Annotated in this window: 12 protein-coding genes; 9 read left to right on the top strand and 3 right to left on the bottom strand. The window is 41.6% G+C overall.

The genetic code is table 11. The features are described 5' to 3' along the window. Window positions 1-14: 14 nt before the first annotated feature. The gene (locus tag G460_RS0104845; RefSeq protein ID WP_026954306.1) at window positions 15-1,229 is read right to left on the bottom strand and encodes an arginine deiminase; all 1,215 of its coding nucleotides are present in this window, start codon (window positions 1,227-1,229) and stop codon (window positions 15-17) included. Between the two features lie 241 nt (window positions 1,230-1,470). On the opposite strand from G460_RS0104845, the gene G460_RS0104850 reads away from it, so the two are divergent. From G460_RS0104850 to G460_RS0104860, 3 genes are all read left to right on the top strand, one after another. Beyond that, entirely contained in the window at window positions 1,471-2,193 is a 723-nt protein-coding gene (locus G460_RS0104850) for a DUF4197 domain-containing protein (RefSeq protein ID WP_035463853.1), read from the top strand. A 160-nt stretch (window positions 2,194-2,353) separates the two neighbouring features. Continuing rightward, the gene (locus G460_RS0104855) at window positions 2,354-3,715 is read left to right on the top strand and encodes a glycoside hydrolase family 140 protein (RefSeq protein ID WP_026954308.1); all 1,362 of its coding nucleotides are present in this window, start codon (window positions 2,354-2,356) and stop codon (window positions 3,713-3,715) included. Between the two features lie 86 nt (window positions 3,716-3,801). Then, window positions 3,802-4,293, top strand: coding sequence for an SRPBCC family protein (locus tag G460_RS0104860; protein ID WP_026954309.1), 492 nt, complete (start codon window positions 3,802-3,804; stop codon window positions 4,291-4,293). 87 nt (window positions 4,294-4,380) lie between these two features. On the opposite strand, the gene lysS is transcribed toward G460_RS0104860, so the two are convergent. Continuing rightward, on the bottom strand, window positions 4,381-6,087 hold the full coding sequence (gene lysS / locus G460_RS0104865; RefSeq protein WP_026954310.1) for a lysine--tRNA ligase: 1,707 nt from the start codon (window positions 6,085-6,087) through the stop codon (window positions 4,381-4,383). 127 nt (window positions 6,088-6,214) lie between these two features. Continuing rightward, window positions 6,215-7,402, bottom strand: coding sequence for a proline dehydrogenase family protein (locus tag G460_RS0104870; RefSeq protein WP_026954311.1), 1,188 nt, complete (start codon window positions 7,400-7,402; stop codon window positions 6,215-6,217). A 588-nt stretch (window positions 7,403-7,990) separates the two neighbouring features. Between G460_RS0104870 and G460_RS0104880 the strand changes: the two genes are divergently transcribed. The 6 genes from G460_RS0104880 (at window position 7,991) to G460_RS0104905 (ending at window position 14,258) form a co-directional block, all read left to right on the top strand. Next, window positions 7,991-9,088 carry a chorismate mutase gene (locus G460_RS0104880; RefSeq protein ID WP_026954312.1) on the top strand — a complete coding sequence of 366 codons (1,098 nt, stop codon included), beginning with the start codon at window positions 7,991-7,993 and terminating at the stop codon, window positions 9,086-9,088. A 74-nt stretch (window positions 9,089-9,162) separates the two neighbouring features. Continuing rightward, window positions 9,163-10,197, top strand: coding sequence for a 3-dehydroquinate synthase (gene aroB, locus G460_RS0104885; RefSeq protein ID WP_051315914.1), 1,035 nt, complete (start codon window positions 9,163-9,165; stop codon window positions 10,195-10,197). A 24-nt stretch (window positions 10,198-10,221) separates the two neighbouring features. Further along, window positions 10,222-11,451, top strand: coding sequence for a 3-phosphoshikimate 1-carboxyvinyltransferase (locus tag G460_RS0104890; protein ID WP_051315915.1), 1,230 nt, complete (start codon window positions 10,222-10,224; stop codon window positions 11,449-11,451). Next, complete coding sequence (locus tag G460_RS0104895; protein WP_026954315.1) at window positions 11,441-12,262, top strand: prephenate dehydratase; 822 nt, start codon at window positions 11,441-11,443, stop codon at window positions 12,260-12,262. Before G460_RS0104890 ends, G460_RS0104895 begins: the two co-directional genes overlap by 11 nt. Beyond that, a complete protein-coding gene (locus tag G460_RS0104900) occupies window positions 12,262-13,401 on the top strand; it encodes a pyridoxal phosphate-dependent aminotransferase (protein WP_026954316.1) in 1,140 nt (379 codons plus the stop codon). Before G460_RS0104895 ends, G460_RS0104900 begins: the two co-directional genes overlap by 1 nt. Before the next feature lie 8 nt (window positions 13,402-13,409). Continuing rightward, window positions 13,410-14,258 carry a prephenate dehydrogenase gene (locus G460_RS0104905; protein ID WP_026954317.1) on the top strand — a complete coding sequence of 283 codons (849 nt, stop codon included), beginning with the start codon at window positions 13,410-13,412 and terminating at the stop codon, window positions 14,256-14,258. The last annotated feature ends 27 nt before the right edge of the window (window positions 14,259-14,285 follow it).

Consider the following 14,285-nt stretch of genomic DNA (forward strand, 5'->3'; position numbering starts at 1 on the left):
GATACCAACTACTCTCAGACTCTGGCTCTGCTCAATGGCATCGTCATGCATCTAGGGCCTCCAAGACCTCTTGATAGCTCAGAAGAAGGTATTTCTAGCACTTCTACTCCCATATTTCTCAAGGCGCGATTGGTATGAATATTCCGATTGTAAGAAATCACCCTTCTCGGTCCTATCGCAAAGACATTGGCTCCATCAAACCACTGCTCACGCATGGAATAATCTGGATTGCCATCTGCTGTCGCCAACACTTCCAAATGAGGAATCTCCCGTTCTAAGACTTTCAATAAAGATTCATTCAATACTTCCCTTCGGATATGAACTTTGTCATCCTTGATCTCTTTAAGGGTGTAAAGGGAGGTTTGAAATACCGCATTCATCGCATCCGGATAGGTGAGCACTAGATTTTCATCCAGCACTGTAAAAACTGTATCCAAATGCATGTATTGGCGCTTTTTAGGCAAATGAACTTCATAGACTCTTTGCACTGTTCCTTCCGCCAAAAGAGCCTTTGCAGCATGGTAAATGGCTTTTTCATCAGTTCGCTCAGAATTCCCGATCGCAACGGCCTCATGTGAAAGCACGATAACATCTCCTCCCTCTATGCTCGGTGGAGTATCATGACCAGCTATTGGATAAAGCTTTTTCACGTTATCTCTGAATTCGGGATGATTTTCAAAAACTGTCCTAAGCAAATCTGCTTCCCGCTGCCTGCCTTCCATCTTCATCGAGGAAAAAATCACTCCGCCTGGGGTCAGGGCCATGGGATCCCTCTGAAAATACAAATTGGGACAAGGCGAAATAGCGAATGCATGATCCATGATTTCCCCGGCATCCAGCGTGGGGATTTTCCGCTTCAGTTCGTGGATTTTTAATCCGGCAGTCAGAATAGAGGCACATTCCGCAGTCGAATATCTCTCAAGAATATCCTCCGCCAAATAGGTCAAACCCGATCTCTTCAAAGCATCTCGAATTAAACTTAAGAGCATCTCCTCGTCATACAAGACACGGATCAGCAACTCCCTCAATTGATATACCTGAGCACCTGTCGCATCTTTGATCAAATTGGAAAACATGTCATGCTCTCGCTGCAAAGCGTCCAGATAGGGCACATCTTCAAAAAGCAGAAACTCCTTGTTATAAGGAGTCAATCTATCGATTTCTTTTCCAGGTCTATGCATGAGCACCGCCTTGAGGGTGCCAAATTCTGAATTAAGCCGTAGGTTCATGTTTATTTTCACATTTACACCTATGTTAAGTATTTATTGATGAAAGAGCAATTGATAGGGCCGAATTTTAGGATATCTCTAAAAACAGGATCTACATACAGTCCTTGGGCTTTGCCCGGATGAGCTTAATTGAAAAATTAGTCCACAAAATATTTAAATCATCACTTCGTAATTCATACTTCGCCCTTCCAAAATCAGGTATCATATTTGCCCTCCTCCTACTATATCAAAAACAAGCTTTATGAATTTCAAAAAATATTTCTGGATTCCATTTTTAACTCTATTTCTCGTAAGCTGCAATACAGTAAATCAGCTGGCCGGCCAAATGGGACTCGGCACTCCTACCGATGCGGAAATCAATTCAGGACTCAAGCAAGCTTTGGAACTGGGAACAGGATACGCTTCTGAAAGACTTGCTCAAAAGGATGGATATCTAGGAAATCAATTGATCAAAATCACTTTCCCAGAAGAAGCAAAAAAAATCGAAAATACCCTTCGAAGCATCGGTCTGGGTAGTCTCTGCGACCAGGTAATTACTTCGGTCAATCGAGCTGCCGAGGATGCTGCCATCGAAGCCAAACCGATTTTCGTCGCTGCGATCAAGGAAATGAGCATTCAGGATGTCAAAAACATTTTGCTCGGCCAAAATGATGCGGCCACCGTTTATTTTCAGCAAAAAACCACATCCGAACTTGAGAAAAAATTCGAGCCTATCATCGGTCAAAGTCTCGACAAAGTCGGTGCTACCAAATATTGGGGAGATGTAATCAACCGCTACAACCAAGTGCCTCTCGTGACCAAAGTAAATCCAGATCTTTCAGCTTATGTGACTGAAAAAGCGATTGATGGACTTTTTTATGAAATCGCTAAAGAAGAACTAAAAATCAGAGAAAGTGTAGCCGCCAGAAGCACTCTCTTGCTTCAAAAGGTATTTGGCTATGCAGATTCTGCGAAAAGCGAATAAGAAATTTAAGCTTTTAAGTTCCTATTGAGGTATCTTATTAGGAACTATTTGACATTCATTATGTCAATACCTTTTTTTAATGAATTAAGTGCTATTTTAAAGGTAATCAGCGTTTTAAAATTACTTCTTGAAAGATACCTTCACGTAAATTTATAGCACAATGAAAGCCTCATCAAGCTTTAGAGTTTATGTATTGTTTTATTTTCTGATTTTTGGAATTGCAAATTCAAGCTATGCTCAACTCTCGGTCAGTGAGAACCATCGCTATTTAGTGGATGAAAAAGGCAAAGCATATTTTTGGTTAGGAGATACGGGCTGGGGTTTATTTCAAAAGTTGACTAGAAAGGAAGTTGATTTTTACCTAAAAACAAGAGCCAAGCAAGGATTTACTACAATTCATGCCGCCGCTGTGCACAAAAATCCTTTTATCACTCCAGAGTTAGAAAACATATATGGAGACAAGGCTTTTGAAGATGAGGTGAAAATGATTCCTGCTATTACACCAGGAAATGACCCTTCTGATCCAATTGCTTATGATTACTGGGATCATGTAGATTTCATCATAGACCGAGCCGAAAAATATGGGTTGCAGATTGTATTTCTTCCACTCTTTAATATGAAAGAGGGCGATGGGTATAATTTAATCAATGAATCAAATGCCTTGAATTTTGGGAAGTTTTTGGGGGAAAGATACGGTAGCAAAACCAATATCATCTGGTGTATGGGAGGAGATGTATTGGCAGATAACGACACCAAAAAGTCCATTTGGAATGAACTAGCCAAAGGGGTCAATTTAGGAGTAGCAGGAGATAAAGATTACTCCAATACCTTGATGACGTTTCATACAAGAGGTGGTCATACTTCCTCTGAATACTTTAAGAATGCTCCCTGGATAGATTTTCACATGTTGCAAACTTGGGATTTATATACCTCCATTTATGAGACAGTTTCGAGAGATTACAATAAAAATCCTATAGCACCAATCCTACATGGAGAAGGGGCCTATGAGGATGGCCCCGAATATCCTACCAAACCGATCACTGCCCACAAAATCAGAAAACAGGCATATTGGGCGGCCTTTGCGGGAGGCATGCATACCTATGGCAACACCAACGTCTGGAACTTTGGAAGTAATCCAAAATATGTTACAGAAGATTGGAAAGTCGCTGTTTCCTCAGAAGGTGCAAGAAATATGAAGGTGTTTTCCAAATTGATGCAAGACATAGAATGGTGGAAATTCGAACCTAACCAATCCTTGATTTTGGAAGGACAAAATGAAAAAGACTCATTGAATGTCGCTATGCTATCTTCTGATTCGAAAGAGATAGTAATTTATTTCTCAGAAAAAGATGAAATCAAAGTGGATATCTCTCTACTGCAAAATGAAAATTTAAAAGCTGTTTGGTTTGATCCAAAAACGGGTAAAAAGCAGAATGAAAAAATCAATCAAGCTCAGGAATCTATGATTTTCAAAAGTCCAGAGGCTTGGGAAGATGCTCTTTTATGGATTAAAAGCTATTGAATTGAAAGCGCATTCTTGGAAAATCCAGGATTGATTTTCCTCCTAAATAATCCGTAATTTATTCCACATTCATCAAATCAATCACTATGGAAAGTTCAGAATGGAGTCAGTTTACAGTCAAAATCCCCGTCAATGCCTCGATAGAGGCTATTTCTAAAGCTTGGACGTCCCAGGAAGGCTTGGAAAACTGGTTTTTAAGATTGGCTGAATTCAGTTCTCCTGAGGGGATTGTTCGGGAAAGAAATGAAAAATTCCAAGTGGGAGATCTCTACCAATGGATGTGGCATGGTTGGTCTGATGAAATCATAGAAAAAGGTGAAATCCTCCCTTCTGAAGAAGATGAGATTATCCGTTTCACTTTTGGAAAAGCTGGAATAGTTAGTGTCAAAACCTATCAAGAAGGGAGTGAAACCATCCTGCAACTCACCCAATCACAAATCCCGCTCGAGGAAGATGCCAAATTGAACTTCCATGTAGGATGCAAAACCGGTTGGACCTTTTACCTCCTCAATTTGAAATCCATTCTTTTGGGAGGATTGGATTTGAGAAATAAGAATAATGAGTTGAATATGGATTGAGTGACTATTCCCACTAAAAGCAAAAAACCGGACTTCTCAGCCCGGTTTTTTGTTTAAGTGCTAGATAGTCATCCGACTCCCCACTTTTTACTCCACAACAGAAACCATCAAGGTCTCCCCTTCTTTAGAGACTTTCAAAGCTCCTTTTTTGGTCAGGCCTTTGATTGCCACATCCCATTTTTTATTGCTTAAGCCAGCCTGATCTTTGATCACCAATAGTTCGGCAGGATTGCTTTTTACCACCAATTCAAATACCATTTTCTCCTCTTCAGTCATTTCCACCTGCTTTTTCTCAGGTCTCATCTGCGGGAAGAACAATACTTCCTGGATCGTTGTTTTATTCGTCATCAACATGGTCAATCGGTCGATTCCAATACCCAATCCCGATGTTGGAGGCATACCATATTCCAAAGCTCTCAAGAAATCTTCATCCATTGCCATCGCCTCATCATCTCCTCTAGCAGCCAATTTCAACTGATCTTCGAATCGCTCCCGCTGATCAATCGGGTCGTTCAATTCGGTATAAGCATTGGCGATCTCTTTTCCATTGACAAACAGCTCAAATCGCTCAACCAAGCCTTCTTCAGTTCTGTGCTTTTTGGCCAAAGGAGTCATCTCGATCGGATAATCAGTGATATAAGTCGGTTGAATCAGATTCGCTTCCACTTTTTCACCAAAGATCTCATCAATCAGCTTGCCTTTACCCATCGTCTCATCGGTTTCGATACCCATGTCTTTACAAACTTGGCGAAGTTCCGCCTCATCCATTTTGCTGACATCGATTCCTGCATATTCCTTGATGGAATCGTACATGGTCAATCGTCTGTATGGACCGGCGAAGTCAATTTCATTTTCCCCTACCTTCACCTTGGTATCCTCATGGATGGCCAAAGTCACCTGCTCAAGCAAATCTTCCACCATCTCCATCATCCAGATGTAATCCTTGTAGGCCACATAGATTTCCATCGAAGTAAACTCCGGATTGTGAGTACGGTCCATTCCTTCATTTCGGAACATTTTCCCAAACTCATAAACCCCATCAAAACCACCTACGATCAGTCTTTTCAGGTAAAGCTCATTCGCAATTCTCAAGAAAAGCGGCATATCCAAGGTATTGTGATGCGTTTCAAAAGGCCTTGCCGCAGCTCCACCGTGAACAGCCTGAAGAATTGGTGTCTCTACCTCTAGCCAGTTGTGATCATCAAAATACCTTCTCATGGTAGAAATGATCTTTGATCGGGTAAAGAAGGTCTGCTTCACTTCAGGATTTACCGTCAGATCCACGTAGCGTTGTCTGTATCTCAATTCCGGATCTGTGAATCCATCAAATACATTTCCTTCCTCATCTCTTTTCACCACAGGAAGCGGTTTGACAGCTTTGGAAAGAACTTTCAATTCAGTCACATGTAGTGAAATCTCTCCCGTTTGAGTAGTAAAAATATAGCCTTTTACCCCGATGAAATCACCGATTCCCAAAAGCTTCTTGAATACTGAATTGTATAAGGTTTTATCATCTTCAGGGCAGATATCGTCCCTTCTGACATAAATCTGCAAACGACCAGTGGAATCCTGAATTTCTGCAAAAGAAGCAGACCCCATGATCCTTCTGGACATCAATCTACCAGCAATAGAAATCCCTTTGTAATCGTTCTTTCGGTTTTCATAGTTTCTATGAATGTCCTCGGCCGTTACATTGATAGGAAAAGCTTCTGCAGGGTAAGGGTTCACACCCAAACTCATCAGTTCTTCCCGATCTTTTCTTCTTTCTATTTCCTGTTCGCTCAAAAGTTGCATTGTATTGATTTGAGAATTTTAAATTTTCTGTTTTATGTCTGGTGTTCGATGCCCGATGTCCACAAACTAACTCGCACCAAGCATCCAGAAATCACTTACTATTTTTTATCCTTACTCTGAAAACTGATCACTGATTACTACCAGCTGCTTTCCTTCTTTTCATTTCCCGTTTGATCAGCTCAAACTCCCTCGAACTCTGGCCTGCAATGCTCGAGTTTTCAGCAGCTCTTCGAATCAGGTAAGGCATCACTTTTTCTACAGGTCCATAGGGTACATACTTCAATACTCTATAGCCCGCATCTGCGAGGTTGAATGAAATCGTATCACTCATTCCATAGAGCTGCGCAAAGAATACCCGATCCGACTGGGGATCTATTCCATACTGATCGATCAACTTGACCACCCAATGATTGCTTGCCTCATTATGCGATCCACTAACCAAATAGACACCATTTGCCACACAAAACTCCACTCCCAGATCATAATCCCGATCCGTCGCAGCTTTGTTGGGCTGAATGGGGCTTTTGTAGCCCAATTCTTCGGCTCGCTCGGCTTCTTTTTCCATATAAGCACCGCGCACCAGCTTTGCACCCAAGAAATAGCCAGTTCGGTCAGCTTCTGACTTGGCATCTTTTAGCCTTGCCAGCATGTCGGCACGATACATCTGAAATGTATTATAGACCACACACCTTTCCGTATTGTATTTGGCCATGGCTTCATAGGTCAGCTTGTCCACTGTATCCTGAAACCAAGATTCCTCGGCATCAATCAAGATTTTTAAACCAAGCTCATGCGCTGTCTGACACAGCAAATCCAATCTAAGCCTGCATCGCTCAAACGCTTCCTCCTCATCTTGATTCAGCTTCAAACCAGATTGGAGCTTCGTCATGATCTCATAGTCACCCAAACCTGTCACTTTGACCACCCCAAAGGGCATAAAATCAGTTTTGGCCGACTCCACCATCGATAGGCGAATCTCCTCCGTTGTCTTTGCAAAGCTCTCCTCATCACCCTTTCCTTCTACAGAATAGTCCAGAATGGACTCCACTCCATACTTAGCTAGGATTTGACAGTCTTCGATACTCTCTGCAATCGTCTCGCCTCCGCAGAAATGCCCAAACATCGTCTGCTTCATGATACCTTTTATCGGAAGCTTAAGTGCAAATCCGATTTTAGTCAGGGCTATCCCCAAGTCAGAGACCAATTTATTATTCAGCATGGCAAAGACCAGATAGGTCTTTTTCAGTTCCGAATCGGATTTGGAAGCGAAAGCTACTTTCAGATTATGGAAAGATATTTGGGTTTTTACGGGCATTGTACTCAAATAAAGCTGCAAAGATATCAATAAAAAGCTTTTTACTTAGGTTTTGTTAGGGATTTTGCTTGATCAAATTTTTCCAAAAATCATCCTTCAAAAGTGCTGAATTGACCTGTAATTCCACCCTTTTATCCATTGACAAAACGGTGATTTGATTGGGAAAAATAAAATAGCACTACAGTCTCACCCATCCATATTTCATTTGCTTTATTCTAAGCATACAGATGAAAAATTTTAGGTTTGGAATTCCAAATAATATTCTGAATTGAAATAAAAAGGAGACTTCAATTAGCGAATTGATGATGATTCAATCTATTTTTTAAAATAAACATAAATCAACCCAACCTCAATTATGTATTCAATAATTAAAATTTGAAAAAAATGTTTTGCTATTAAAATTTACCAGCTTACATTTACGGCATGTTAATCACAGCGGCGATTTATTTTACTTTCTTTTACTTTTACTTTCGAAGCCAAAATCGAATCGGAGCTGTGTATTGTCTAGCCAAAAACTAAAAGAACATAAACAACTAAAAGCCCGATTCGAAAGAGTCGGGCTTTTTTCATTTAAAAACGCTCAGCCGTATGAAAACTCACAAACAAATTAAAGACTGGGGTCTAGGACTCACCACCCCACTGATCATCGCAGGACCATGCTCCGCAGAGACACCTGAGCAGATCGAACAGATCTGTAAGGAAATGAAAGAAGAAAACATGGTTCCTCAGCTTTTCAGAGCTGGAATCTGGAAACCAAGAACCAGACCTGGATCTTTCGAAGGAATCGGTGAAGATGGACTAAAATGGATGGAAATCGTCAGACATCATCTGAATATTCCTATCACAGTAGAAGTCGGAAATGCCGCTCATGCCGAATTGGCTTTGAAACATAAAGTGGATGTAATCTGGGTAGGTGCTAGAACCACCGTGAATCCTTTCGCAGTACAAGAAATTGCTGATGCACTGAAAGGTTCTGATGTCCCAGTGATGGTCAAAAACCCGATGAACCCTGATTTGGATCTTTGGGTGGGAGCTTTAGAAAGATTCCATGCAGTAGGTTTGGACAAATTGGCGGCAATCCACAGAGGTTTCTCCGATGCTTACGACAAGCGATTCAGAAACAAGCCAAACTGGTCCATGCCAATCCACTTGAAGAGAGTTTGGAAAGGAATGGAAGTGATCAACGATCCTTCTCACATCGTCGGAAGAAGAGACGGAATTCTTGAAGTGTCCCAAAGAGCAATGAACTTCGGTCTGGATGGATTGATGATCGAAACTCACCATGATCCGGACAAAGCATGGTCTGATGCAAAGCAGCAAGTGACTCCAAAAGCTTTGAAACAAATCATCTCTGCGATCGACTTCAAAGAACCCTTGGAACAAATGGCTCCAGACGAAAAACTTCAGGATCTAAGAAGAGCTGTCGATCACTTGGATGATCAGTTGCTGGATATTTTGCAGGAGAGATTCGCTGTGATCGATCAGATCGGTGCACACAAAAGAGAGCATCACCTCACTGTTTTCCAATCTGACAGATGGAAAGAAGTAATGGAAAGCCGCACGAAAAAGGGTGTAGATAAGCATCTAAGCGAGAAGTTTATGAAGGAGTTGCTTTATTGTATTCACGAAGAGTCTGTGAAGAGACAAGAAAAACAACTCCGTGAAGCGGAAGCTTTGAAAAAATAATACAATTGGCTGAGTAAAATTAGAAAGGGAGACATCTTCTCCCTTTCTTTATCACTCCGATTATTAAACCTACTGTGAATCCTGTTTATATAAGTACCTCACCTATTCTGAAGCTTTCCGAATTGCTGGAGGGTTTAAATTTTTCTTCTCTCTTTGTATTGACAGATGAGAACACCCTGCAACATTGCTACCCACTGATTCAGAAGGCTCTACCTGATGAACATCACCTTTTCACTTTCCCTGCCGGGGAATCGCACAAAAATCTGGAAACCTGTGCTTCCATTTGGTCAAAAATGACCGAGGCAGGACTGGATCGGAAGGCACTTTGCCTCAACATCGGAGGTGGAGTATTGGGTGATATGGGAGGTTTTTGTGCCAGTATTTACAAAAGAGGAATCCGTTTCATCAATATGCCCACTACCCTTCTTTCCCAGGTTGATGCCAGCGTGGGAGGAAAGTTGGGGATTGATTTCGAAGGATTAAAAAACCATTTGGGAGTTTTCAACGAACCGGAATTTGTTTTGATCAGTCCAGATTTTCTAAAAACCCTTCCTGAAAATGAATTAAGGTCCGGTTTTGCAGAAATCATCAAGCATGGATTGATTCAAGATAAATCTTACTTCGAAAAACTCAATTTTGATGACTGGAAAACCAATAATTGGGAATACCTGATCGATCATTCAGTAGCCATCAAAAAAGCAGTGGTTCAAGAAGATCCCAAAGAAGCGGGACTTCGTAAAATCCTGAATTTTGGTCATACCATCGGCCATGCATTGGAAACTCATTTTCTGGATGGTCCCAACCATCTCCTACATGGGGAAGCGATCGCTGCAGGCATGATCTGTGAAGCTTGGCTTTCTGTTCAAAAAAAAGGCTTACACCAAGAAGATTTAAATCAGATTCAGGAAAATCTTTTAAAAGTCTATGGCAAAATCCAGCTATCCAAAGATGACTTTGGAGCAGCCTTAGATCTCTGTCTTCAAGACAAAAAGAATGAAGGAAAGGAAATCCTCTTTTCCCTCCTTGAGAACATCGGGACCTGTACCTACAACATCCCAGTCAGCAGAAAAGAAATAGAAGCTGCACTCACCTATTATTGTACTATTTAATTTTCAACCTTGTCTACAGAAACCATGGAGATTTTAGAACTGAGCCAAAAATCAGCTTTCGCTCCTACCACCATCCCCCTTCCTTCCTCTAAAAGCGAATCCAACCGGGTTCTGATCATTGATGCCCTGACAGAAGGCAAAAATGAAATCTCCAACCTCGCGGAGGCCCGGGACACCCAGACCATGATTCGGTTGCTAGGAAAGAATCCTCCAGTTTATGATGTCTTGGATGCAGGAACGACCATGCGCTTTTTGACAGCTTACGCAGCCATCACCAATCAAAACAAGGTCATGACTGGCACGGCCAGAATGTGCCAGAGACCCATTGGCATATTGGTAGATGCATTAAGAGAAATTGGAGCTGAAATTCACTACATGAATGTAGAAGGTTATCCTCCTTTGGCGATTCATGGATTGGCAGAACAAACCTCAGATAAAGTAAAGATCCGAGGAGATGTTTCTAGCCAATACATTTCTGCGATGCTGATGATCGCGCCAATTCTTCCAAAAGGACTGGAAATCGAACTAGAAGGTAAAGTTGGAAGTAGAACTTACATTGAAATGACTCTGGAATTGATGGCCAAATTTGGCATTACCTATTCCTGGAAAGAAAATATGATTAAAGTAGCCCACCAAAGCTATCAGCCTACCGAATTCATGGTGGAAAGCGACTGGTCAGGTGCAAGTTACTGGTTTAGCTTATTGGCCTGTGCTGATTCAGGAGAGCTATTCTTAAAAGGACTAAAAGAAGATAGTTTACAAGGCGATTCCAAAATCGTGGAAATCATGTCCCATTTGGGAATCAAAAGCACCTTTAATAAGGAAGGCGTGCTTTTGGAAAAAATCCCGGTAACGGGTTTAAAAGAATTTGATTTCACCCACTGCCCGGACCTTGCTCAAACTGTTGCTGTGACCTGTGCTATTTTGGGACAGGATGCCAAATTCACTGGTTTGGAGAGCTTGAGAATCAAGGAAACAGATCGAATTTATGCCTTACAGCAGGAGTTGGCCAAATTCAATGCTGAATTCAACGAAGTAGAACCTGAAGTCTTTCAGGTGATCCCATCTGTGACCATGCCTCATGAAGTGCAAATCCATACCTATGATGATCATAGAATGGGAATGGCTTTCATGCCTCTTTTGACCAAAACTAAAGTCTTGATGGAAGATCCTGAAGTGGTGAACAAATCTTATCCGAGTTTCTGGAAACATTGTCAATTGGCTGGAATCAGCTGCACCAACCATGAGTCATAAAATCGCCATACAGGGAGTCCCTGGCTCCTTTCACCATCAGGTCAGCTTGAATCTTTTCGGTGAAGACACTACGGTATTGCCTTTCAATACCTTCGAGGGAGTTGCAAAATCGGTTGCCAGTGGAGAGGCTGACTACGGCGTAATGGCCATAGAAAATTCCATCGCAGGAGCTATTCTTCCCAATTATGAAATTATTGACCGAAACGGTCTTTTCGTTCGTGGAGAGTATTACTTGCCCATTGCCCACCAATTGATGGCATTGCCAGGACAGAAAATTGAAGACATTCAGGAGGTTCGTTCACATCCAATGGCCATCTTGCAGTGCAAACCCTTTTTGGCTCAAAATCCTCATTTGGAAGCCAAAGATGATGTAGATACTGCTGCTGTCGCACAACGTATTGCTGAAAATCAGCTGAAAGGTATTGCTGGAATTGCTTCGAAAATTGCAGCTGAAATCTATGGATTGGAAATTATCGCAGCGGATATCCAAACGGTAAAAAACAATTTCACGCGATTCATCATTTTAGAAAAAGAATCAAACGAAAAGTCAAAAGAGGTCAATAAGGTTTCTTTCAAAGTGACTATCCAAAATGAAAAAGGAGGATTGGCCCAATTGCTTACCATGCTGGCTGAAAAAGGACTAGATTTAAGTAAAATCCAATCTATTCCAGTTATTCAGAAACCGTGGGAATATGCTTTTTTCATTGATGCTGTTTTTAGCAATTACGATTCCTATCAAGATGCAATGAAGCTTGTCCAGGAGAATTTTGGAGAGTTGAAAATTTTCGGAGAATACAAAAGCCAGAAATAATGAAAGGTTATGCAAAACGCATTGAAACCGTCCAAGAATACTACTTTTCGGCCAAATTAAGAGAAGTTGCCCAGCTGGTTGCAGCAGGAAAACCAGTCATCAATTTAGGAATTGGTAGCCCAGACCTTCCTCCCGCTCCTGAAGTAGTTCAGGCTTTGAAGAGTACCGCTGAGAATTCTCAGTCTCATGGATATCAATCTTACCAAGGAATTCCTGAATTGAGAATTTCCATGGCTGATTTTTATCAGAGAGAATACGGGGTTGAGCTAAACCCACAGAAAGAAATTCTTCCGCTTATGGGTTCCAAAGAAGGTATTTTGCATATCAGCATGACTTTTTTAAATCCAGGGGATCAGGTTTTGATACCCAACCCGGGCTATCCGACCTACAGTTCTGTTACCAGTTTGGTGGAAGCAGAACCTGTTTACTATTCCCTGAAGGAATCCGGGGAGCCGGATTGGGAAGAATTGGCTGGACTGGATTTATCCCGCGTCAAGCTCATGTGGATCAATTATCCCCACATGCCGACCGGTGCTTTGGGAAGCAAGGCATTGTTACAAAAGCTGGTCAATTTCGCCAATAACAAGGATTTGGTTCTCATCAATGATAATCCTTACAGCCATATTCTAAACCCAGAACCTTTGAGCATTTTGGGAATAGAGGGTGCTAAAGATGTCGCTTTAGAATTGAATTCACTGAGCAAATCTTTCAATATGCCAGGCTGGAGAGTGGGCATGCTTTCCGGTCGGGAAGATTGGATCGCTGCAGTTCTGAAAGTCAAATCCAATATGGACTCGGGCATGTTTTTGGGAATCCAAAAAGGAGCCATTGCAGCCCTGAAACTATCAAAGAGCTGGTTCCAGGACATGAATGAGCACTACGAAAACCGTAGAAAACTCATCTGGAAGCTTGCTGATCTTTTGAGTTTAACCTATCAAAAGAGCTCGGGTGGGCTTTTTGTATGGTGCAAAGTACCAGAAGGGCAATCCGCTGAGGAATTGGTAGACTTCCTTCTTTACGAAAAAAATATTTTTATCACACCAGGAAAAATCTTTGGATCGGTTGGGAATCAATATGTAAGATTCTCCCTTTGCATGCCTGAATTCAAAATCCTGGAAGCAATCAACAGAATCAAATAATAAGTATCATGAAAAAAATTCATATCGTAGGTCTGGGCCTATTGGGAGGTTCATTTGGCCTTGGAGCATTGAGAAAATTCCCGGAGCTTCAGGTAACCGGAACCGATATTTCAGAGCAAAACTTAAAAGATGCCTTGACGTTGGGAATCATCACTGAGGCAAAGGAAAAACCTGATTCTGATACAGATTTGGTGATTTTGGCCACTCCTGCCGATACCTTGGGAGATTTATTAAAAGAAACCTTGGATCAAATTGGTGAAAATACACTAGTTATTGATTTAGGATCCACTAAGGCAAAACTTTGCCGTGAAATTGCGGATCATCCCAAAAGGAAACAATACCTTGCCGGCCATCCCATCGCAGGAACTGAATACTCTGGGCCTAAAGCTGCTTTTGCAGATCTTTTGGACAGAAAGGTGATGATCATCTGTGATCTAGAAAAAACTGACCTAACTCTAAAAGAGAAGGCATACGAACTTTTTGATGCCTTGAATTTGAAGTTAAGGTTTATGGATCCGGAAGAGCATGACAGGCATTTGGCATTTGTTTCCCATTTATCACATATCACTTCCTTTATGTTGGGAAAAACGGTTCTTCAAAAAATGGAGGATGAGAAAAACATTTTCGATATGGCGGGTTCTGGTTTTGCCTCCACTGTTCGATTGGCCAAGTCCTCCCCTGCTATGTGGGCTCCGATCCTCACTGAAAACAAGGATAATATCTTGGCTTCTTTGGATGGCTACATCTCCAATCTGACGGCTATGCGTGAAAAAATAGCCCAATCTGATTCTGAAGGCATTTATCAGGAGTTTGCAGAAATCAATAAAATCCGGGACATCTTGGATTTAGGGAAATAAATAGACCCAAGCTATAACCTCAAACCA

This window comes from Algoriphagus vanfongensis DSM 17529, from assembly GCF_000429465.1.
GTDB classification, from domain to species: Bacteria; Bacteroidota; Bacteroidia; order Cytophagales; family Cyclobacteriaceae; genus Algoriphagus; species Algoriphagus vanfongensis.